At 71.1% G+C, this 18,904-nt stretch carries 15 protein-coding genes and 1 pseudogene; 5 read left to right on the forward strand and 11 right to left on the reverse strand.

From position 1 onward, the window contains the following. Positions 1–12 precede the first annotated feature (12 nt). Positions 13–2,415 carry an ATP/GTP-binding protein gene (locus BLW57_RS11925; RefSeq protein WP_093474280.1) on the reverse strand — a complete coding sequence of 801 codons (2,403 nt, stop codon included), beginning with the start codon at positions 2,413–2,415 and terminating at the stop codon, positions 13–15. Positions 2,416–2,707: 292 nt separating this feature from the next. On the opposite strand from BLW57_RS11925, the gene gabT reads away from it, so the two are divergent. Continuing rightward, positions 2,708–4,042, forward strand: a complete 1,335-nt coding sequence (gene gabT / locus BLW57_RS11930; RefSeq protein WP_093474282.1) for a 4-aminobutyrate--2-oxoglutarate transaminase — start codon at positions 2,708–2,710, stop codon at positions 4,040–4,042. 487 nt (positions 4,043–4,529) lie between these two features. Then, positions 4,530–5,228 carry a phosphatase PAP2 family protein gene (locus tag BLW57_RS11935; RefSeq protein ID WP_256339813.1) on the forward strand — a complete coding sequence of 233 codons (699 nt, stop codon included), beginning with the start codon at positions 4,530–4,532 and terminating at the stop codon, positions 5,226–5,228. Between the two features lie 400 nt (positions 5,229–5,628). Here BLW57_RS11935 and BLW57_RS11940 read toward each other — a convergent pair. From BLW57_RS11940 to BLW57_RS11975, 9 genes and pseudogenes are all read right to left on the reverse strand, one after another. Next, positions 5,629–6,633 (reverse strand): annotated as a pseudogene (locus tag BLW57_RS11940) (fibronectin type III domain-containing protein); the annotation flags it as partial. Next, complete coding sequence (locus tag BLW57_RS42265) at positions 6,618–6,893, reverse strand: hypothetical protein (protein ID WP_256339468.1); 276 nt, start codon at positions 6,891–6,893, stop codon at positions 6,618–6,620. The pseudogene BLW57_RS11940 and the gene BLW57_RS42265, both read right to left, overlap by 16 nt. 85 nt (positions 6,894–6,978) lie before the next feature. Beyond that, positions 6,979–7,437, reverse strand: coding sequence for a hypothetical protein (locus BLW57_RS11945; RefSeq protein WP_093474283.1), 459 nt, complete (start codon positions 7,435–7,437; stop codon positions 6,979–6,981). 120 nt (positions 7,438–7,557) lie between these two features. Beyond that, on the reverse strand, positions 7,558–8,988 hold the full coding sequence (locus tag BLW57_RS11950) for an NAD(P)/FAD-dependent oxidoreductase (protein ID WP_093474285.1): 1,431 nt from the start codon (positions 8,986–8,988) through the stop codon (positions 7,558–7,560). 22 nt (positions 8,989–9,010) lie between these two features. Beyond that, complete coding sequence (locus tag BLW57_RS11955) at positions 9,011–9,811, reverse strand: ABC transporter permease (protein WP_093474286.1); 801 nt, start codon at positions 9,809–9,811, stop codon at positions 9,011–9,013. Beyond that, positions 9,812–10,741: an ABC transporter permease gene (locus BLW57_RS11960; protein WP_093474288.1), complete on the reverse strand. Its 930-nt coding sequence runs from the start codon at positions 10,739–10,741 to the stop codon at positions 9,812–9,814. A 2-nt stretch (positions 10,742–10,743) separates the two neighbouring features. Further along, the gene (locus BLW57_RS11965) at positions 10,744–11,910 is read right to left on the reverse strand and encodes an ABC transporter ATP-binding protein (protein WP_093474289.1); all 1,167 of its coding nucleotides are present in this window, start codon (positions 11,908–11,910) and stop codon (positions 10,744–10,746) included. After that, positions 11,907–13,154, reverse strand: coding sequence for a polyamine ABC transporter substrate-binding protein (locus tag BLW57_RS11970; protein ID WP_093474290.1), 1,248 nt, complete (start codon positions 13,152–13,154; stop codon positions 11,907–11,909). Before BLW57_RS11970 ends, BLW57_RS11965 begins: the two co-directional genes overlap by 4 nt. 110 nt (positions 13,155–13,264) lie before the next feature. Beyond that, positions 13,265–14,800, reverse strand: a complete 1,536-nt coding sequence (locus tag BLW57_RS11975; RefSeq protein ID WP_093474291.1) for a gamma-aminobutyraldehyde dehydrogenase — start codon at positions 14,798–14,800, stop codon at positions 13,265–13,267. A gap of 209 nt (positions 14,801–15,009) precedes the next feature. On the opposite strand from BLW57_RS11975, the gene BLW57_RS11980 reads away from it, so the two are divergent. After that, complete coding sequence (locus BLW57_RS11980; protein ID WP_093474292.1) at positions 15,010–15,573, forward strand: NADAR family protein; 564 nt, start codon at positions 15,010–15,012, stop codon at positions 15,571–15,573. A 200-nt stretch (positions 15,574–15,773) separates the two neighbouring features. Here BLW57_RS11980 and BLW57_RS42890 read toward each other — a convergent pair whose 3' ends face one another. Continuing rightward, complete coding sequence (locus BLW57_RS42890; RefSeq protein WP_143051599.1) at positions 15,774–16,901, reverse strand: DUF4190 domain-containing protein; 1,128 nt, start codon at positions 16,899–16,901, stop codon at positions 15,774–15,776. Positions 16,902–16,976: 75 nt separating this feature from the next. Between BLW57_RS42890 and BLW57_RS11990 the strand changes: the two genes are divergently transcribed. Continuing rightward, positions 16,977–18,143: an adenosine deaminase gene (locus BLW57_RS11990; protein ID WP_093480664.1), complete on the forward strand. Its 1,167-nt coding sequence runs from the start codon at positions 16,977–16,979 to the stop codon at positions 18,141–18,143. Positions 18,144–18,177: 34 nt separating this feature from the next. Continuing rightward, positions 18,178–18,864 carry a glycerophosphodiester phosphodiesterase gene (locus tag BLW57_RS11995; RefSeq protein WP_093474293.1) on the forward strand — a complete coding sequence of 229 codons (687 nt, stop codon included), beginning with the start codon at positions 18,178–18,180 and terminating at the stop codon, positions 18,862–18,864. Positions 18,865–18,904: the final 40 nt, after the last annotated feature.

Below are 18,904 nucleotides of genomic sequence, written 5' to 3' on the forward strand. Positions count from 1 at the left end.
GGCCGCTGGCCCTCACGCCCGCAGGTCCACCAGCAGCGGCGGCGCGTGCTCGCCCTGCACGCTGGTCAGCGACAACACGGCGTGCCCGGGCGGCACCGCGTGCGCCAACTCGGACGCCGACCACCGCTCCCGCTCCACCTGCCGCACGGTGACGGCCTCCGTCGTCACCGCCCTGCCGGTCACCAGCTTGCGCAGCGCATGGATCGCGCGGGTCATGGGCTGGTCCGCGAAGACGGTGTGCTGGGCCACGTCTTTCGTCTCCACCCACTGGGTGCCCCAGGCGTCCGCGAACCGGCTGCCGTCCCATGTGGTGACGCCGGAGAACGCCATCCGGCACCCGACGGCCGCGTACAACGGCCCGTGCAGTGCCTCGGGGACGTCACCGACCGTGCGCAGGGCGAGGACCACCCCCGCGTTGCGGGAGCGCAGACGCTGCATGCGCCTGACGGACTCGGTCGTCACCGCACCCGTGGCGTCGTCCAGGACGAGGAAGGCGAAGTGAGCCCGGTTCCCTGTCGTCGCCACAGCGCCGAACTGGGCGAGCAGCAGCCGGCTGATGAGCCGTGACGCCTCCTCGTGGCCGCGTTCGGGCAGGTCGATTCGGACGCGCAGCGGATGGTGCGCGACGGCACGCAGGGAGAACGGCCGGCTTCCCGTCCTGTCCGCGCCGAAGAAGTCGGCGAACACCGGCCGGTCCAGGACGGCGAGGCGGTCGGCCAGCACCGGCGCGGGGTCGCCCGCACCGGCATACTGCCGGGCTCGGGCATCCAGTTCACGGCGCATCGTGGTGTGCTCCTCCGCGGCGAGCGCGGCACGCAGGGATTCCAGCGCCGAGGGCTCACCCTCCAGCAGCTCCCGCAGGACGGGCAGGGTCGGGAAACGCCCGTACGCGGTCTGGTACGGCCCGAGAAGCTGGGCGAGGGCCGTGGCCGCACGCTGTGAGCTCACCGTGTCCAGGTCTCCGACCAGTCCTTCCGCGAGGAAGGCGGCCGCCTCGTCCGGGTCGTCGGAGTCGGCGTACGGGTCCAGGTCGTACTCGGAGGCCGGATCCCCGAGGCGGACGACCACGTCGTAGGCGGAGTCGGGACCGAGCGGGGCCCCGGCGGCACAGACGGCGACGACGGCGCACCTTCCGGCCAGCGCCTGCAGGCCGAGGAATTCGACCACAGGCCGGACCAGATGGCGTGTCTTGCCGGAGCCGGAGGGACCGACGGCCAGCAGCGAGGTGCCGAGGGTGTCCGTTCCCAGAGCCGCCCCGGCTCCGCCGTAGGCGGCCGGGACGCGGTCTCCCGCTGTCCACTGCCCGATCCGCACCTGTCCGGCGAGCAGATCGTGCCGGTCGGACCGACCCGGCAGATCGCGGTCCCCCGACGGGTGGGTCCACGCAGCGGCTCCCTCGCGCAGCACCGTGTCGGTGAAGGCCGAAAGCCGTGCCCGGGCCCTGGCCATGGCCCACATGTGGCCGACCCTCGCGCAGTCCACGTCGTTCATGCGTCCAGCCCGCACCTCGCCGGTGAGCGCGTCCGCTGCCTGATGCTGGCCGGCTTCGCGCAGGTCGGGCCATTGCGAGGAGCGGAGGTCGACGGTCGGCCGCTCCACCTCGCCCGCCTTCGCGCGCGCGGCGAGCAGCTCCTTCGCGTAGGGCCACCAGCCGCCGATCCGGGCGAACGGCCACAGCACCAGCAGGGTGATGAGCGCGTACAGGCCGTCGGTGAGCAGTTCCGAGGCGAACACCGCGTAGTCGCCGGTAACGAGAACGATCAGGGAGAAGAGCGGGTCCTGAACGGGCAGGGGATCCCAGCCGAGGCCGAAGGCGCTGGGAAAGACGAAGGCCAGCGCGATGAGCGCACCGACCGCCGCGCTCAGGGCGCGGGCGGGCTGCGCGCGGCCGGTGACGACGTGCCGGATGATGTCGGGCCAGCTGCCCAGGCGCGCCATGGCGTAGACGAGGAGCCCGAAGAACACGCCGTCGGCGACCCTGATGGCCTCCCCGCCCTCACTGCCCTTGGGGGAGGTGGTGCCGGCCCACCACCAGTCGTCGGGGGTGAAGAGCTTCAGGATGGCCCACTGGTAGGGAATGCTTCCGTGCCTCCAGAGGGACCAGAGGAGGAGTCCCGCCACCAGGGGGATGAAGAAGCCGACGATGGTGACGGGGGCCAGCCGCCGTTCCTGACGGGAGATCTTCGGCCGGCGGTAGCGGTAGCGCCAGATGCCGGGCTCGACAGCCGGGCGGGGTGCGTCGAGCCAGTCGGCGACCGACGAGGGGGCTTGCGAGGTGTGCGGAGCGTAAGAGGGGGGTACCTCCGGTGCCCGCGTGGGCATGGGCGGTACCCCGCCCCCCTCAGGGGGAGTCGTCGGGCGGGGTACCGGGTTCGCATGCGTGCCGCGTGCGTCCCGTGTCCCGTCGCTGTCCATCCGTCCTGCCCCCTGACCAGCCGTTCCATCCACCATCAGCGAGCCAATCTAACGCCCCGGCAAGGGGAGTTCACCGCTTACGCGGCCGTACGTTCCCCACTTGGCCGCCGCGACCCCGACGGCCCCGGTATGTCCACCGCGGACAACCGTCCGCGCCGAAGACGCCCACATGGAGCATGCCCACCCACCATGCACGGACCTAGCCTGCGAAGAAAGATAGGTATGCGTCCGAAAACGCACCGCCCGGAACCGCCCGGGAACGCCCGGTACGCAAGATCATCAGGGAGCCCCCATGACCGCACTTCCGCAGGAGCGCCGCGTCGTCACCGCCATCCCCGGCCCGAAGTCGCAGGAACTGCAGGCCCGCCGCACCGCCGTGGTCGCGCAGGGCGTGGGCTCCGTGCTGCCGGTCTTCACCGCGCGCGCGGGCGGCGGGATCATCGAGGACGTCGACGGCAACCGCCTGATCGACTTCGGTTCCGGCATCGCCGTGACCTCCGTGGGCGCGTCCGCCGAGGCCGTCGTCCGCCGGGCCGCCGCCCAGCTGGCCGACTTCACCCACACCTGTTTCATGGTCACCCCGTACGAGGGCTACGTGGAGGTCGCCGAGGCCCTCGCGGAGCTCACCCCGGGTGACCACGAGAAGAAGTCCGCGCTGTTCAACTCCGGCGCCGAGGCCGTCGAGAACGCCGTCAAGATCGCCCGCGCGTACACCAAGCGCCAGGCCGTCGTCGTCTTCGACCACGGCTACCACGGCCGCACCAACCTGACCATGGCTCTGACCGCCAAGAACATGCCGTACAAGCACGGCTTCGGTCCGTTCGCCCCCGAGGTCTACCGCGTCCCGGTCGCCTACGGCTACCGCTGGCCGACCGGTGCGGAGAACGCCGGCCCCGAGGCCGCAAAGCAGGCCATCGACCAGATCACCAAGCAGGTCGGCCCGGACAACGTCGCCGCGATCATCATCGAGCCGGTGCTCGGCGAGGGCGGCTTCATCGAGCCCGCCAAGGGCTTCCTGCCGGCGATCCGCCAGTTCGCCGCCGACAACGGCATCGTCTTCGTCGCGGACGAGATCCAGTCCGGCTTCTGCCGCACCGGCCAGTGGTTCGCGTGCGAGGACGAGGGCATCGTCCCGGACCTGATCACCACCGCCAAGGGCATCGCCGGCGGTCTGCCGCTGGCCGCCGTGACCGGCCGCGCCGAGATCATGGACGCCGCCCACGCCGGTGGCCTGGGCGGCACCTACGGCGGCAACCCGGTCGCCTGCGCCGGTGCGCTCGGCGCCATCGAGACCATGAAGGAGCTCGACCTCAACGGCAAGGCGAAGCACATCGAGGAGGTCATGAAGGGCCGCCTCGACGCCATGGCCGAGAAGTTCGACATCATCGGCGACGTCCGCGGCCGTGGCGCGATGATCGCCATCGAGCTGGTCAAGGACCGCGCCACGAAGGAGCCGAACCCGGAGGCGACCGCCGCGCTCGCCAAGGCCTGCCACGCCGAGGGTCTGCTGGTCCTCACCTGTGGCACCTACGGCAACGTGCTGCGCTTCCTGCCCCCGCTGGTGATCGGCGACGACCTGCTCAACGAGGGTCTGGACATCATCGAGCAGGCCTTCGCGCGCATCTGAGCGACTGGTCCGCACCTCTGAAAGGGGTCCTGCGGCAGGCCGTGTGAAGAAGGTGTGCGAGGTGGATGTCGGGACGCGATTCCGGCTGCCCAAGCGCCCCGGCCTGCCGTAGGTTCTACCCAGATGAGAGATACACCCCGCCCACAGGGGACTGTGGGCGATTTCAGGGCGGGGCCTCCCCAGCTTCGACCTGGTCGTGCCCTCGCGCACACAACCGGCGCCTGACGCCGGGATCTCCTCACCGATCGGACGGTCGCCGCCCCAAACCCCCCGGGGCGCGCGACGTTCCGGTCCGGACGGCCGCCTCGGAACCATCCCCCCCTGTTCCGGGGCGGCCGACCTCCTTCCACCCGTGCACAGGCCCGGACCTGTGCACGGAGGGCCGTCTTCCGCCCCTCCGCCGGGTCCGACCTGCGAAGCTGGGCCGGTGTCGACCTCAGTCCGCCGCTCGCTGCTCCTCGGTGTCCCGGCCGTCCTCTTCGCCCTGATGACCTGGCAGGTGCTGGTCCACGGCCCGCTCCTGCGCCTGGACACCCGCCTCAGCGGGGCCCTCCGTCATCCGGACCTGTTCTCCGCCGCCCTGTCCGACCTCGGCAACGTCGAGGTCGCCCTGCCCGTGCTCGTGGCCGCCCTCGGGTACGCGGCCTGGCGGGGCCGGGCCGCCGGTGCGGCCCGCTGGTGGCTGCCGCCGCTGGCGGCGGCGGTGCCGATGGCGCTGGTCCCGGCGATCGTCGTACCGCTCAAGGACTGGACCGCCCGGCCGGGGACACCGGTGGTGCCCCCGGGGATCGGCTACTTCCCGTCCGGGCACACGGCGACGGCGGCGATCGCGTACGGCGGTGCGACCCTGCTCCTGCTCCCCTGGCTCCGCTCGCCGGCCGCCCGCCGGACGCTGGTGGCCGGCTGCGCGCTCCTGGTCCTCGGGGTGTCGTTCGGCCTGGTCCGCCGTGGCTGGCACTGGCCGCTGGACGTGGTGGCCAGCTGGTGCCTGTGCACCGTGCTGCTGACCACCCAGGTCCTGGTGGTCAGCCGAAGTAGGCGTCGAAGTTCTTCTGGAACTCCCAGTTCGCGAAGCGGTCCCAGTTCACCGACCACGTCATCAGACCGCGCAGCGCCGGCCACGTCCCGTGTGTCGCGTACGAGCCGCAGTTCGTCCTCTTCGTCAGGCAGTCCAGGGTCTTGGTGACCTCCGCCGGGGAGACGTGGCCGTTGCCCGCGTTCGTCGACGCCGGCATGCCGATGGCGACCTGGTCGGGGCGCAGCGGCGGGAAGACGCTGCCCGCGTCGCCGGCCACCGGGAAGCCGGTGAGCAGCATGTCGGTCATGGCGATGTGGAAGTCGGCGCCGCCCATGGAGTGGTACTGGTTGTCCAGGCCCATGATCGGGCCCGAGTTGTAATCCTGGACGTGGAGCAGGGTGAGGTCGTCGCGCAGGGCGTGGATGACCGGGAGGTACGCCCCGCAGCGCGGGTCCTGGCCGCCCCACTTGCCGGAGCCGTAGAACTGGTAGCCGTTCTGCACGAAGAACGTCTCCGGGGCCATGGTCAGCACGAACTTCGCGCCGTAGCGGGCCTTCAGGGTCTTCAGCGCCGAGATGAGGTTGACGATCACCGGGGTGGTGGGGTTGCGGAAGTCCGTGTCGCCCGTGTTCAGGGACAGCGAGTGGCCCTCGAAGTCGATGTCGAGACCGTCGAGGCCGTAGGTGTCGATGATCTTCGACACGGACGTGACGAAAGCGTCCCGGGCCGCGGCCGTGGTCAGCTGGACCTGGCCGTTCTGGCCGCCGATCGAGATCAGCACCTTCTTGCCGGCCGCCTGCTTGGCCTTGATCGCCGCCTTGAAGTCGGCGTCGCTCTCGACGTTCGGGCACTCGGTGACCGGGCAGCGGTTGAAGCGGATGTCGCCGGAGGTGACCGAGGTGGGTTCGCCGAAGGCCAGGTCGATGACGTCCCAGCTGTCGGGGACGTCGGCGAGGCGGGTGTAGCCGGAGCCGTTGGCGAAGCTCGCGTGGAGGTAGCCGACGAGGGCGTGGGCGGGCAGGTCCGGGGAACCGCCACCGCCGGCCGGGCTGGTCGTCGCCGTCACGACCGCGGACTTGGCGGACTCCCCCGCGTCGTTGCTCGCGGTGACCTGGAAGCCGTACGCCGTCGCGGCCGCGAGTCCGCTCACGGTGGCCGAAGTGCCGGTCACCGTCTGGACCTTGGTGCCGTCGCGGTAGACGGAGTAGCCGGTGGCGCCGGTGACCGCGGACCAGGACAGGCCGAGGGAGGACGAGGTGACGGCGGTGGTGCGCAGGCCGGCGGGCGGGGCGGGGGGCTGTCCGGTACCGCTGCCGCCGGGGCCGATCAGGGAGATGTCGTCGGCGTAGTAGGCGCCCGTGCCGTACCAGCCGTGGGTGTAGATGGTGACCTTGGTGGTCGTGGCGCCGGTGCGGAAGGTGGTGCTGAGCTTCTGCCAGTCGGGGGCGGACTGGGTCCAGGTGGAGACGTCGGTGGTACCGGTGCCGTTGGCGCCGAGGTAGACGTAGGAGCCGCGGACGTGGCCGGACAGGGTGTACTGGGAGTCGGGCTGCACGGTCACGGTCTGGCGCACTGGGCGTTGTCGCTGCCCGCCGGGGTGGCCTGCAGCGCCGAAGTGCCACTGTGCACGGGTGAGTTCACGGTCGTGCCGGCCGTGCAGGTCCAGCCGGTCAGACCGGATTCGAAGCCGCCGTTCCGGCTCACGTCCGCGTCGGCCGCGCGGGCGGCCGACGAGAGCGCGGTGATGCCGGGCACGGCCAGCAACGCGGCCGTGAGCAGGGCGAGGACGGACCTGGGGCGTCTGGTGCCGTGAGCGCGTCGGGGGCGATCCACAAGGGCCTCCGGAAGAGGGGGAGTTGAGGGCGTGGAGCGCCCACAACTTGGTCCAGACCAATCCTCTTGTCAAGGGGTCGGGGCGCTACCCGTCCTCCGTCCGCCCCCCGGCCGGCCCCGCCGCCGCCTCGTGCATCGCCAGTTCCAGCAGCGCGGGGTCGGTGAGCATGCCCGAACCGTCCGGCACGACCAGCCAGCGCACCGCCCGGGTCGCCCGGCCCGGGTACGGCACGACGATCCAGGTGCCGGGCCCGGCGGTACGGATGCCGGTGCCGAGCCAGCGGGCCGCGGTGCCGGGCGGCACGAAGAAGCCGACCCGGTTGTCGCCGAAGTCGACGAGCACCGGCCCGGGCCGGTCGAGGATGCGGGTGAGCACGTCCAGCGTCGGGTAGCCGAGCTCGCCCGGCAGGATCAGTACGTCCCAGGCCTTGCCCGCGGGCAGCAGGGCGACCCCGAGGGGGTTGCGCTCCCACTCCCAGCGGCAGGCCTCGGGGTCCGGTGCGACGGCTGCCAGCCATTCGACCGCCGTCTTCGCCCCAGTCATCGATAAGCCTCCCTCTCTCGTGCGACGCGGTGGCGTCGGGGAGAGAGAGGGAGGCTTTCCGCAGGGCATTACGCGACTTCCGCGCCCTCTTTCGAGTGAGGTGGGGCACACCCCACGGGATCAGCTGTCGAAGCCGAGCCCCAGCCGGTCCATCGTCCGCAGCCACAGGTTGCGGCGGCCGCCGTGCGCGTCCGCGCGGGCGAGGGACCACTTGGTGAGGGCGATGCCCGTCCAGGCGAACGGCTCCGGCGGGAACGGCAGCGGCTTCTTGCGCACCATCTCCAGCTCGGTCCGCTCGGTGCGCTCCCCGTCCAGCAGGTCCAGCATCACGTCGGCACCGAAGCGGGTCGCGCCGACGCCGAGGCCGGTGTAGCCGGCCGCGTACGCGACCTTCCCCTGGTGGCCGGTGCCGAAGAACGCCGAGAAACGGGAGCAGGTGTCGATCGCGCCGCCCCAGGCGTGGGTGAAGCGCACGCCCTCCAGCTGCGGGAAGCAGGTGAAGAAGTGGCCCGCGAGCTTGGCGTACGTCTCCGGCCGGTCGTCGTACTCGGCGCGCATCCGGCCGCCGTACGGGTAGATCGCGTCGTAGCCGCCCCACAGGACGCGGTTGTCCGCGGACAGCCGGAAGTAGTGGAACTGGTTGGCGCTGTCGCCCAGCCCCTGCCGGTTCTTCCAGCCGATCTCGGCCAGTTGGTCGGCGCTCAGCGGCTCCGTCATCAGCGCGTAGTCGTAGACCGGCACGGTGTACGAGCGCACGCGCCGCAGCAGACTCGGGAAGATGTTCGTACCGAGCGCGACCCGGCGGGCGCGGACGGCGCCGTACGGAGTGCGGACGGCCATGCCGGCGCCGTAGCTCTTCAGGGTCAGGGCGGGCGTGTGCTCGTAGACCCGGACACCGAGCCTGATGCACGCCTGCTTCAGGCCCCAGGCCAGCTTCGCCGGGTGCAGCATGGCCACACCGCGGCGGTCCCACAGGCCCGCCTCGAAGGTCGGCGAGTTCACCTGTTCGCGCACGGCGTCGGTGTCCAGGAACTCGACGCCGTCGGCGAGCCCCTTCTCCGTCAACTGGCGGTGCCAGTCGCCAAGTTCCCAGGCCTGGTAGGTCTCGGTGGCGACGTCGATCTCACCGGTGCGCTCGAAGTCGCAGTCGATGTCGTGCCGGGCGACCGCCGCCTCGATCTCGTCGAGGTTGCGGCGGCCCAGCTCCTCCAGCTTGCCGATCTCGTCCGGCCAGCGGCTGAGGCCGTTGGACAGGCCGTGGGTCAGGGAGGCGGCGCAGAAGCCGCCGTTGCGGCCGGAGGCGGCCCAGCCCACCTCACGGCCTTCCAGCAGCACCACATCGCGCTGCGGGTCGCGCTCCTTGGCGTTGAGCGCGGTCCACAGTCCGCTGTAGCCGCCGCCGACGACCAGCAGGTCGCAGGTGTCGGTGCCGGTGAGAGCGGGCTCGGCGGGGGGCTTGCCGGGGTCTTCCAGCCAGTACGGGACCGGCTGGGCTTCGGAAAGAGAGGCGATCCACTTGTCTTCACCACGGCTCATGGCGCTCGGGGCCATGATTTCAACTCCCTACAGGGGCTTATGCCTTTTGCTTGTTGCGGCGATTGCTGATGACCATCGAGGTCAGGACGAACAGTACGGCGAGGAGGAACATGGCCGTACCGATGACATTGATCTGCACGGGCGTTCCGCGCTGCGCCGAACCCCACACGAACATGGGGAACGTGACGGTCGAACCGGCGTTGAAATTGGTGATGATGAAATCGTCGAAGGAGAGCGCGAAGGAGAGCAGCGCGCCCGCGGCGATGCCGGGTGCCGCGATGGGCAGGGTGACTCGCAGGAAGGTCTGCGCGGGGCCGGCGTACAGGTCGCGGGCCGCCTCCTCCAGGCGCGGGTCCATCGACATCACGCGGGCCTTGACCGCGACGACGACGAAGCTGAGGCAGAACATGATGTGCGCGATCAGGATCGTCCAGAAGCCGAGCTGCGCGCCCATGTTCAGGAACAGCGTGAGCAGTGAGGCCGCCATGACGACCTCGGGCATGGCCATCGGCAGGAAGATCAGCGAGTTCACGGCGGAGCGCGCGCGGAAGCGGTAGCGGACCAGCGCGAAGGCGATCATGGTGCCGAGGAGCGTGGCGCCGACCGTCGCCCAGAAGGCGATCTGGAGGCTGAGGGAGAGCGAGCCGCACATGTCGGCGACACCGCACGGGTCCTTCCAGGCGGCAGTCGAGAACTGCTGCCACTCGTAATTGAAGCGCCCCTTCGGCTTGTTGAAGGAGAACACCGTGACGACGATGTTCGGCAGCAGGAGGTAGGCGAGTGTGCAGAGCCCGGCGATGACGACGAGATTGCGCTTGAGCCAGTTGACGAAGGGCATTTAAACCAGATCCTCCGTCCCGGACCGGCGGATGTAGATCGTGACCATGGCCAGGATCGCGGCCATGAGGATGAAGGAGAGCGCGGCCGCCGTCGGATAGTCCAGGATGCGCAGGAACTGCGTCTGGATCACGTTTCCGATCATGCGGGTGTCGGTGGAGCCGAGGAGTTCGGCGTTGACGTAGTCGCCGGCCGCCGGAATGAAGGTCAGCAGGGTTCCCGAGACCACACCGGGCATCGACAGCGGGAAGGTCACCTTGCGGAAGGTGGTCCACGGCTTGGCGTACAGGTCGCCGGCCGCCTCGTGCAGCCGCCCGTCGATCCGCTCCAGCGAGGTGTAGAGCGGCAGGATCATGAACGGCAGGAAGTTGTACGTCAGACCGCAGACGACCGCCAGCGGTGTGGCGAGGACGCGGTCGCCGGCCGTCCAGCCGATCCAGGCGGTGAGGTCCAGGATGTGCAGCGAGTTCAGGGCGTGCACGACCGGGCCGTTGTCCGCGAGGATCGTCTTCCAGGCCAGCGTGCGGATCAGGAAGCTGGTGAAGAACGGCGCGATCACCAGGATCATGATCAGGTTCTTCCAGCGGCCGGCGCGGAAGGCGATCAGGTACGCGAGCGGGTAGCCCAGCAGCAGGCACAGGACGGTCGCGGCGGCGGCGTAGAACACCGAGCGCAGGAACTGCGGCCAGTACTCGGCGAGGGCGTCCCAGTAGGTCGCGAAGTGCCAGGTGACCTTGTAGCCGTCCTCCAGGGAGCCCGTCTGCACGGAGGTGGAGGCCTGGTAGATCATCGGCAGCGCGAAGAAGACGATCAGCCACAGCAGGCCGGGCAGCAGCAGCCAGTACGGGGTGAACCGGCCGCGCTTGCGCGCGGGCTTCTTCGCGGGTTCCGCGGCCGCGAGGGGCGGGGGCGCTTCTTGGAGCGTCGACATGGTCACGCGGCCTCTTCCTCGACGGTCTCCACGCCGGCGTCGATGTCCTGGGCCGCGTCCAGGCCGAAGGTGTGGGCCGGGCTCCAGTGCAGGACGACGTCGGCGCCGGGCAGGAGACGGCCGTCGCGCTCGACGTTCTGCACGTACACCGCGAACTCGTCGCAGACCGGGGTGTCGATCACGTACTGCGTGGAGACGCCGATGAAGCTGGCGTCGGCGATCTTGCCGGTGAGGCGGTTGCGGCCCGCCGGGATCTCCCCCGCGTCGTCGGCGTGGGTGAGCGCGATCTTCTCGGGGCGGATGCCGACCAGCACCTTGCCGCCGGCCGTCGTCGGCGCCGAACAGCGCGCCTCGGGCAGCACCAGCTTGCCGCCGCCGGCCTTGAGCACGATGTCGTCACCGTTCTTCGTGTCGATCTCCGCCTCGATGAGGTTGGAGGTGCCGAGGAAGTTGGCGACGAAGGTGGTCTGCGGGTTCTCGTACAGGTCGGTGGGCGCGCCGAGCTGCTCCACGCGGCCCGCGTTCATCACGGCGACCGTGTCGGCCATGGTCATGGCCTCCTCCTGGTCGTGCGTGACGTGGACGAAGGTGATGCCGACCTCGGTCTGGATGCGCTTGAGCTCCAGCTGCATCTGGCGGCGCAGCTTCAGGTCGAGGGCGCCGAGGGGCTCGTCGAGGAGGAGCACCTTCGGGTGGTTGATCAGCGCCCGGGCCACGGCGACGCGCTGCTGCTGGCCGCCGGATAGCTGGTGGGGTTTCTTCCGCGCCTGCTCGCCGAGCTGGACCAGTTCCAGCATGTCCTCCACCTGCTTCTTCACGCTCTTCAGGCCGCGGCGGCGCAGGCCGAAGGCGACGTTCTCGAAGATGTCGAGGTGCGGGAAGAGGGCGTAGGACTGGAAGACCGTGTTGACCGGCCGCTTGTACGGCGGCAGGTGGGTGACGTCCTGGTCACCCAGGTGCACCGTCCCGGAGGAAGGTTCCTCCAGGCCGGCGATCATGCGCAGTGTGGTGGTCTTGCCGCAGCCGGAGGCACCGAGCAGAGCGAAGAAGGAGCCCTGCGGCACGGTCAGGTCCAGCGGCTGTACGGCGGTGAAGGCACCGTACGTCTTGGAGATACCGGAGAGGCGGACGTCGCCGCTGTTGTCTGGTGTCGTCTTCATCGTCGTCACGCCCCTGTGAGCTTCGCGAACTTCTCTTCGTAGGCCGTCTCTTCCTTCGGGCTCAGGGAGCGGAAGGCATGGGACTTCGCCTGCATGGCCTTGTCCGGAACGATCAGCGGATTGTTCGCCGCGTCCTTGTCGATCTTCGCAAGGTAGGGCTTCACGCCCTCGACCGGAGACACGTAGTTGATGTAGGCGGCGAGCGCGGCGGCCTGCTCGGGCTCGTAGTAGAAGTCGATCAGCCGCTCGGCGTTCGTCTTGTGCCGCGCCTTGTTGGGGACGCACATGTTGTCGGTCGACGTCATGTAGCCGCTGTCCGGGATCACGAAGTCCACGTCCGGGCTGTCCGCCTTGAGCTGGACCACGTCGCCCGCCCAGGCGACACAGGCCGCGAGGTCGCCCTTGGTGAGGTCGGACGTGTAGTCGTTGCCCGTGAAGCGGCGGATCTGCCCCCTGTCGACGGCCTTCTGCAGACGGGCGATCGCCGCGTCGAAGTCGTCGTCGGTGAACTTCGCCGGGTCCTTGCCCATGTCGAGCAGGGTCATGCCCACGGAGTCGCGCATCTCCGACAGGAAGCCGACGCGTCCCTTGAGCTTCGGGTTGTCGAGCAGGTCGGAGACCGACCGCACCTCGACGCCGTCGAGCGCCTTCTTGTTGTAGGCGATCACGGTCGAGATGCCCTGCCAGGGGTACGAGTACGCCCGCCCGGGGTCCCAGTCCGGGTCACGGAACTGGGGCGAGAGGTTGGTGTAGGCGTGCGGCAGGTTGGACGGGTCCAGTTTCTGGACCCAGCCGAGGCGTATCAGCCGGGCGGCCAGCCAGTCGGTGAGGACGAGGATGTCCCGGCCGGTGTCCTGGCCCGCGGCGAGCTGCGGCTTGATCTTGCCGAAGAACTCGTTGTTGTCGTTGATGTCCTCGGTGTACTTGACCGTGATGCCGGTCCGCCGGCGGAAGGTGTCGAGCGTCGGGTGGCCCTTGGCCTTGTCGTCGACGTCGATGTACTCGGTCCAGTTGGAGAAGTTCACCACCTTCTCCTGCGCCGAGTGGTCCTGGGCGGACATGCCGCCCGCGGTCTTGCCCGCGGCGGGGATGCCGCAGCCGCTCAGCGCCCCGATACCGCCGGCCGCGAGCGCACCGCCCGCGGACACCCGCAGCAGCGATCGGCGGGTCATGGCGGCCCGGCCGTTGCGCAGGCTGCGGCGCATGGCGGCCACTTGGGCCGGGGTCAGGCGGTCGGGCTCGTACTGCTCCATGCTCGTGGTGCCCTTTCGGGAGGGAGGGGTCGGCCTGGTCGGGGCCGGGTCTTCACACCCGGCGGCAGCCGCTGTCCGTGCCGTCCGGCTCGCGCCGGGCGCGACGGCTGCTACCGGTCCCCGAAGATCGTGCGGTGCCAGTCCTTGCGGGACTGTGCGGTGTTGTCGAACATTACGTGCTTGACCTGCGTGTACTCCTCGAACGAGTACGCCGACATGTCCTTGCCGAAGCCGGACGCCTTGTAGCCGCCGTGCGGCATCTCACTGATGATCGGGATGTGGTCGTTGATCCAGACGCATCCGGCCTTGATCTCGCGGGTGGCCCGGTTCGCCCGGTAGACGTTGCTGCTCCACGCGGAGGCGGCGAGGCCGTACGGAGTGTCGTTGGCCAGCCCGATGCCCTCATCATCACTGTCGAAAGGCAGGACGACCAGTACAGGACCGAAGATCTCCGACTGGACGATCTCGCTGTCCTGCGCGGCGTCGGCGATCAGGGTGGGCCGGTAGTAGGCGCCGGCCGCCAGGTCGCCCTCGGGCGCTTCGCCGCCGGTCACCACGCGCGCGCAGGCCCGCGCGCGGTCCACGAACCCGGCGACCCGGTCCCGCTGGACGTGCGAGATGAGCGGTCCGAGGTCGGTGCCGGGGGCGAAGGGGTCCCCGAGCCGTACGGTCTCCATCAGCGCGGCCGTCCGCTCGACGAAGGCCTCGTACAGCGGGCGCTGCACGTACGCGCGCGTGGCGGCCGTGCAGTCCTGCCCGGTGTTGATGAGCGCACCGGCCACGGCTCCGTGGACGGCGGCCTCCAGGTCGGCGTCGTCGAAGACGACGAAGGGGGCCTTGCCGCCCAGCTCCAGGTGCAGCCGCTTGACGGTGGCGGTGGCGACCTCGGCGACGCGCTTGCCGACCGCAGTGGACCCGGTGAAGGAGGTCATGACGACGTCGGGGTGCCCGACGAGGTGCTCGCCGGCCTCCCTGCCGGTCCCCGTGACGATGTTGACGACCCCGTCCGGGATGCCCGCGTCCGTCGCGGCCTGCGCGAAGAGCAGCGAGGTGAGCGGCGTCAGCTCGGCCGGCTTCAGCACGATGGTGTTGCCCGCGGCGATCGCCGGGAGGATCTTCCAGGCGGCCATCTGCAGCGGGTAGTTCCACGGCGCGATCGACCCGACGACACCGATGGCCTCGCGCCGTACGTACGACGTGTGGTCGCCGGAGTACTCACCGGCGGACTGCCCCTGCAGGTGCCGGGCGGCGCCCGCGAAGAACGCGGTGTTGTCGACGGTCCCCGGCACGTCGAACTCGCGGGTGAGCTTCAGCGGCTTGCCGCACTGGAGGGACTCGGCGCGGGCGAAGTCCTCGGCGCGGTCGGCGAGCACGGCGGCGAACCGGTGCAGCGCGTCGGAGCGCTCACCCGGGGTGGCGCCGGACCAGCCCGGGAAGGCCGCGCGTGCGGCGGCCACGGCCGCGTCGACGTCGTCGGGGCCGGCCAGCTCGTAGGTGTACACCTCCTCGCCGGTGGCCGGGTCGACCACGGTGTGGGTGCGGCCCGAGGTGCCCTTGGTCAGCCGGCCGGCGATGAACTGCGCGCCGTCGGCGAAACGGTCCTGTGCGGGAAATCGTTCCGGGGTGACGCTGCCCGGGTTGTGCATGTCGCTCTCCTCCGCCGTTCGCCCCGTCCCGGAAGGCGGGTGGCGTAGCTCCAGCTCGATTTGAGTGCCGATCCTGACAGAGCAAGTGCACTCCAACAAGTGATTCCGTTGTTGCCTTTTGGTTACGCGACGGAATCTGTCGACCAGGTGTCGAGTCGGGAAGGAAAAGGACGGACGGAGTGTCAGTGGTACGTGCCAGACTCGCGTGCATGGGGAAGATCGACGGGGTTGACGCCCTGATCAGGGAGGTCCGGGCGGGGGCGCGGATCAGGTATCTGCACTTCTGGGGGCACCGGCCGCGGCCGGACGGCACGATCGGCGCGAGCTGTCTCAGCCAGTGGTGGCCGTCACCGTTCGTGGTGGACGGCGTGCACTACGCGACGGCCGAGCACTGGATGATGGCCGCCAAGGCCCGGCTGTTCGGGGACGCGGAGGCGGAGCGCCGGGTGCTGGCCGCCACGCACCCCGCGGAGGCCAAGAAGGCCGGGCGGCTGGTCCGCGGCTTCGACGACGCGGCGTGGGAGCGGGAGCGCTTCCGGATCGTGGTCGAGGGCAGCGTGCACAAGTTCGCGGCCGACGACGCCCTCCGTATGTACCTGCTGGGCACCGGCGCCCGGGTCCTGGTGGAGGCCAGTCCCGTGGACCGTATATGGGGCATCGGCCTCGCCGCGGACGACCAGGCGGCCTTCGACCCGGAGCGATGGCGCGGCCCGAACCTGCTGGGCTTCGCACTGATGGAGGCGCGGGAGAGACTGGCGGGCGCGGGGGCCTGACGCGAGGGGGCGGGGGCCTGACGCGAGGGGGCGGGCCCCGGCGCGGGGCTGCCCTTCTCGGCTCGGCGTTGAGCTGAACCCGATCTCAGGCCCGGCGCCGGTGCGGCAGGGCCCCGGCCGTCGGGCCCGGCCGTCGGGCCCGACTTCGCCGCGACTCCGCCTCGGGTGACGACCGCGCGTCCCCGCCCCCGGCCACCCGCTCAGATGGCGAACGCGATGACGAAGGCGAACAGTCCGAGGACGAGGACGATGCCCGCGACTCCGCAGATGATGCCGGCCAGGGCCACGCCCGGGTTGGTCGCCTCGCCCCGGTTGGCCTTACCGCGGCCGATCGCGCCGAAGATGATCGCCAGGACACCCAGCACCAGGGCCACCGGCCAGAGCAGGAAGCCGACCGACGCCAGGATGCCCAGCACCAGCGAGGCCGTACCCATGCCGTCGCTCGGGGGCGCCTGCATACCGGGCCAGCCGTAGCCGTTCGGGGCCGGGTAAGGGCCGCCGTAGGGAGACTGGGGCTGCGGCTGCCCGGGGTAGCCGTATCCCGCGGGCCCGCCCGGATACCCGTACGGCACCTGTCCGGGGCCGTCGGGGGCGATGGGCGGCGGAGGTACCGCTTCGGCTCCCCCGTGCGGCGCGGCGGGCGCCGGCGGGGCGAAGGGGTTTCCGGTCGCCGCCGCGGACGGCGGGGCGAAGGGGTTCGCCGGGGCGGCGGGCGGCGGGTACGAACCGGCGGCCGAGGGAGCCGGCGGGGCGAACGGATTCCGCGGAGGCGCGGATGCCTGGGGCGCGGACGGACCGGCCGGGGAGACAGGGGGACCGGCCTGGGGCGCGGCGGGTCCGGACGGAGGTGCGTACGGGTTCGCCGGGGCTGCGTACGGGTCTGCCGCCGGCGCGTACGGATGTGCCGAGGGCGCGTACCCGTTGTCCGGGGCCGCGTACGGGTTGTCCCGGGGTGCCGTCGGACCCGCCGGAGTGGCCCATGGCGCGGGCGCGGCACCGGCGGCGCTTCCCGGCGCTCCGGGCGCGGATATGAGCGTCTGCTGGTCGTGCACGGACCCGGGGGCCGGGGCGGAGACGGCGGGGGTCGGCCCGGATCCCTGATGTCCCGCCGCGAAGGAGCCCGGCTGTCCCGCGGCCGCCGAGCCGTACTCAGGCGCGGCCGGCCGGTCCGCGGGCGGAACGGAGTCCCGCACGTCGCCGGAGCCCGGGACCGAGTCCCGCACCGGTGCCGGGGCGTCGGCCTCCTTGCCCAGGGACACCCGAGGCGGCACCGGCCCCGCTCCGGTGGGCTGCTCCGGTGGCGTGGACTGCGGCACCTCGTCGGACATGGTGGAAGACCCCTTTGGTGGACGTCCCGTCCGTGCTGGACGTCCCGTCATGCTACGGGCCGCCGGGGCCGGTCGCTGGCCGGGGCCTACGATGATCCCGCGTCATCGATCAGCCGATCACCGCGCCGCGACGGACCTCGCTCCGCAGGCGCCTGCCCCGGGGAGGACCCCATGACCGACAGCAGTTCCGTGCCCGCCGCCGGCACGCCCGACCGCGATCTGCGCACCTTCATCGCCGGACTGCCGAAGGCCGAACTGCACGTGCACCACGTCGGCTCCGCCTCCCCCCGCATCGTCTCGGAACTGGCCGCCCGCCACCCCGACTCCAAGGTGCCCACCGATCCCGAGGCCCTGGTCGACTACTTCACCTTCACCGACTTCGCGCACTTCATCGAGGTGTACCTGTCGGTCGTCGACCTCATCCGCACCCCGGAGGACGTCCGGCTGCTCACCTACGAGGTGGCCCGTGACCTGGCCCGTCAGCAGGTGCGGTACGCCGAGCTGACCATCACCCCCTTCTCCTCCACCCGTCGCGGCATCGAGGAGACCGCGTTCATGGCCGCGATCGAGGACGCCCGCAAGGCGGCCGAGGCCGAGTTCGGGACCGTACTGCGCTGGTGCTTCGACATTCCCGGCGAGGCCGGCCTGGAGTCGGCGGAGGAGACCGCGCGGCTCGCCACCGACGACCGGATCCGCCCGGAGGGCCTGGTGTCGTTCGGCCTCGGCGGACCCGAGGTCGGGGTGCCCCGGCCGCAGTTCAAGCCGTACTTCGACCGGGCCATCGCGGCCGGCCTGCACTCCGTCCCGCACGCCGGTGAGACGACCGGCCCGGAGACCGTCTGGGACGCGCTGAAGGAGCTGCGCGCCGAGCGCATCGGGCACGGGACCAGTTCCGCGCAGGATCCCGCGCTGCTCGCCCACCTCGCCGAGCACCGCATCCCGCTGGAGGTCTGCCCGACCTCCAACATCGCCACCCGGGCGGTCCGCACCCTCGACGAGCACCCGATCAAGGAGTTCACCCGGGCCGGGGTGCTCGTCACGATCAACTCGGACGATCCGCCGATGTTCGGCACCGACCTCAACAACGAGTACGCGGTGGCCGCCCGCCTTCTCGAGCTGGACGAGCGCGGCCTCGCCGACCTCGCCAAGAACGCCGTGGAGGCGTCCTTCTTCGACGCGCAGGGCAAGGCGCGGATCGCGGCCGAGATCGACGCGTACACCGCGGCCTGGCTCGCCCCCTGACCGGGGCCGCGGGGCACCCACCACAATGGGGGCCATGCAGACCGTGACCGCCGTGGCCCACCGCGGCGACCCCTACCGCTTCCGCGAGAACACGATTCCTTCGCTGCGTTCCGCGCTCGACCAGGGCGCGGACGCGGTGGAGGTCGACGTACGACTCACCCGTGACGGCGTGCCCGTGCTGCTGCACGACGCGACGCTGGAGCGGCTGTGGCGGCACGACCGGCCGCTGCTCGCGCTGTCCGCCGAAGAGGTGCGCGGACTCACGGCGGGCGGTGTGCCGACGCTGGCGGAGGCGCTGGCCGCGACCGGGGACAGCCGGATGATGCTGGACCTGTGCGGGCGGGTCGACCGCCGGATCGCGGACCGGGTGGTGGACGTGGTCCGGCAGACCGGGGCGCAGGACCGGGTCTACTACTGCGCGGGCGCCGAGGCGATGCTCGCCGTCCGTGCCGCGGACCCCGGTGCGGAGATCGCCCTGACCTGGACGAGCCTCGCGCCACCACGGGCCGCCGTCCTGGACGCGGTGCGCCCGCGCTGGCTCAACTACCGCTTCTCCCTGGTGAACCGGGAGCTGACGGCCCGGGTCCACCGCGGCGGCCAACTGCTGTCCGTCTGGACCCCGGACACCCGTCGCGCCATGCGCCGCCTGCTGGACCTGGGAGTCGACTCGATCACCACGAACCGGATCGACGCGCTGGAGGCGCTGCGCGACGGCGGCTGACGCGACGGTACGGCCGTGCGGCGCGCGCCGCACGGCCGCG

The sequence above is a fragment of the Streptomyces sp. 1222.5 genome (assembly GCF_900105245.1).
Lineage (GTDB): Bacteria > Actinomycetota > Actinomycetes > Streptomycetales > Streptomycetaceae > Streptomyces > Streptomyces albidocamelliae.